The sequence below is a fragment of the Stappia sp. TSB10P1A genome (genome assembly GCF_900185725.1).
Classification (GTDB): Bacteria; Pseudomonadota; Alphaproteobacteria; order Rhizobiales; family Stappiaceae; genus Stappia.
In genome coordinates this window covers 1-2,098 of record NZ_FYAU01000052.1, presented here as the reverse complement: position 1 = coordinate 2,098, position 2,098 = coordinate 1, and the positions used below count along the sequence as shown (strand labels likewise).

Annotated in this window: 5 protein-coding genes; all 5 read right to left on the bottom strand. The window is 70.0% G+C overall.

The genetic code is table 11. The annotated features are described in order from the left end of the window. Positions 1-162: 162 nt before the first annotated feature. Positions 163-459, bottom strand: a complete 297-nt coding sequence (locus TSB10P1A_RS23365; protein ID WP_186390376.1) for a hypothetical protein — start codon at positions 457-459, stop codon at positions 163-165. After that, the gene (locus TSB10P1A_RS23360; protein WP_186390375.1) at positions 456-782 is read right to left on the bottom strand and encodes a DUF2730 family protein; all 327 of its coding nucleotides are present in this window, start codon (positions 780-782) and stop codon (positions 456-458) included. Before TSB10P1A_RS23360 ends, TSB10P1A_RS23365 begins: the two co-directional genes overlap by 4 nt. Beyond that, positions 779-1,006: a TraR/DksA C4-type zinc finger protein gene (locus tag TSB10P1A_RS23355; protein ID WP_186390374.1), complete on the bottom strand. Its 228-nt coding sequence runs from the start codon at positions 1,004-1,006 to the stop codon at positions 779-781. The genes TSB10P1A_RS23360 and TSB10P1A_RS23355 overlap by 4 nt, the downstream gene beginning before the upstream one ends. Next, the gene (locus TSB10P1A_RS23350) at positions 1,003-1,533 is read right to left on the bottom strand and encodes a hypothetical protein (RefSeq protein WP_186390373.1); all 531 of its coding nucleotides are present in this window, start codon (positions 1,531-1,533) and stop codon (positions 1,003-1,005) included. Before TSB10P1A_RS23350 ends, TSB10P1A_RS23355 begins: the two co-directional genes overlap by 4 nt. Beyond that, a partial coding sequence (locus tag TSB10P1A_RS23345; protein ID WP_186390372.1) for a glycosyl hydrolase 108 family protein occupies positions 1,530-2,098 on the bottom strand: 569 nt, incomplete at its 5' end. The genes TSB10P1A_RS23345 and TSB10P1A_RS23350, both read right to left, overlap by 4 nt.

Sequence of the window (2,098 nt, the reverse complement as noted above, 5' to 3'; positions counted from 1 at the left end):
TCGGCGAGGATGATGGTTTGAGGCCGCTTGCCGTCGCGCAGCTCGGTATTCACCCAGGCGAGATCCGCGTCGGCTTCCTCGGGGAGCATTTCCATGCTCGACAGCCGGCCGCGCCCGCGCCGGCGGCTGTCGTCATCCTCGCCCGTATCGGTGGACATCGGCTCAGCCCTCATCCTCGGGCCAGGCCACACCGGCCAGCGGCCGGCGCCGCTCGATATGGTCGCGGCCGGCCGACGTGATGCCGGCGATCACCCGGCCGCCATCGCGCTGCAGCGTCACCGCGCCCAGCTCATCGAGCACGGTAAGCTGAGTGCGGATCCAGTCGATGGACCTCGCCACAAGGCGGACGTCCACCGCTTTCTGCAGCAGATCGTCGCGCAGATGCCCGTTGAATTCCGCCCCCAGCGCCTGGAGGATGGTCAGGCGCCCCTGTTCAGCGAGAAAGTCGCCATAGCTCATTTGCCCGGCTCCCTCAGCAGGAATTGCTCGATCCGCCGCACGGTGCGATCCGTGCCGGCGATGCTCTCCTCGACGCGGCCGACGCTGCCCTTGACCTCGGCCAGGGCCACCCGCAGCTCGTGCACGTCGTCCTTTCGCGGCAGGTGGGAGACCTCGCTTTCCAGCTTCTGCACCCGCCGGTCATGCTCGGTGAGCTTCCGCTCATGTCCGCCGAGCCGCTGTTCGTTGATTTTCGAGCGCGCCGTGATCCACGTGTAGATCAGGCTGGCGATCGCCAGCAGCGAGGCTATCGGCCCGGACCAGTTTCGGATGTCGTCGATCATCGCCCCTCGCTGGCCCCGTTGCTGGCCCCGTTGCTGGCACAGTCAATGCAGGTGGTGGCGGATGGCAGGGCCGCCCGCCGAGCCGGGGGAATCGGCTCGCCGCAGATCCGGCAGTCCGATGCCCCCACGCCGGAGAGCGCCGCACGGGCGCGGGCAATGGCCGCTTCCCGTTCCTGCGCCACCCGCTGCTCGGCGAGCTCGATCTCGCGCTCGCCGATATTCATCGCCGCATCAGCCGGATTGCCTCGACGCCGCGCGACCCCAGTTCCTTCAGCGTGTGGCCGCCCATGTAGAGCGCCAGGAACCAGCTCGTGAGCGTCATCAGGACGCCCATGTCCATGCCCGCCGCGATGTCGGCGCCGGTAATCGCGTCGACGACCGGAACGACCAGCAGGCGGACGGTCCACAGGAAGCCGAGCAGGTACATCCAGCCCCAGCGCCAGGCAGAGGGCCAAACGCCCTGCGCCTGCTCGGCGGCGAGCAGGGCGAATTGCCCGTCGAGCCCGCGCGACCACAGGGCGAGGATCTCCGGCATGCGCGCCTCGACATCGGCCACCGCGCGCTCCAGCCGCTCCTCGGGCACCATGGGCAGTTTGTCGACCTCGACGCCGAGGGCGCCGGCGACCTCGCCGACGATCACCTGGGCCAACTGCCCGCCGGCCTCGCCGAGGCGCTGGCCGAGCACGCGGCCGACCAGGTCGGCGCCGAGCTTGGTAGCCACCCCCGCGATCAGCGATACGATCATGCTCATGCCGCGCCCTCCGCGATCCGGCGCGCCTCGACGGCATAGGCGCGCTCGCGGCTGCGATTGATATGCGCACGCCAGAGCAGCAGGGCGGCGACGGCGATCAGCACCACCGCTCCGCCGGCCACCAGCCACCCGGCGAGCGCATCGCCCCCTTCGACCAGGACCTTGCCGCCACCGCCCGTGCCGCCACCGGAAACCGCCGTGGCGACGCCGCCGTTGCCCTGGGCCTTGGCGGTCCTGCCCGCCTTGGCGCTTTCGTCGGCAAGGCCGGTCTCGACATGCGGCGCGTCCACCGACGCGGCGAGCGCCCAGCTCACCCACAAGGCTTCACCAGCCGCCACCCGCCGGGTCCAGCCCTTGCCGAAGGTCTTCCAGTGCTTGAACGTCTGGTAGATCGACAGCCGCCGCGCACAGAGCTTCTTGATCGTCTCATGGTGCGGCCCGCCGACCACCGCCATCAGGCTCTTGCGTGCGGCGGAGGGTCCGGAATTGACGGCATAGTCGAATACGGCGCCGTCGACACCGGGGGCGAGCGTGTCGCAGCCCGCCTTGTCCCAATAACCGTCCC

Bases quoted from the DNA above. Each gene is read 5' to 3' on its own strand.
- TSB10P1A_RS23365 (WP_186390376.1), bottom strand. From the start codon at position 459: ATGAGCTATGGCGACTTTCTCGCTGAACAGGGGCGCCTGACCATCCTC.
- TSB10P1A_RS23360 (WP_186390375.1), bottom strand. From the start codon at position 782: ATGATCGACGACATCCGAAACTGGTCCGGGCCGATAGCCTCGCTGCTG.
- TSB10P1A_RS23355 (WP_186390374.1), bottom strand. From the start codon at position 1,006: ATGAATATCGGCGAGCGCGAGATCGAGCTCGCCGAGCAGCGGGTGGCG.
- TSB10P1A_RS23350 (WP_186390373.1), bottom strand. From the start codon at position 1,533: ATGAGCATGATCGTATCGCTGATCGCGGGGGTGGCTACCAAGCTCGGC.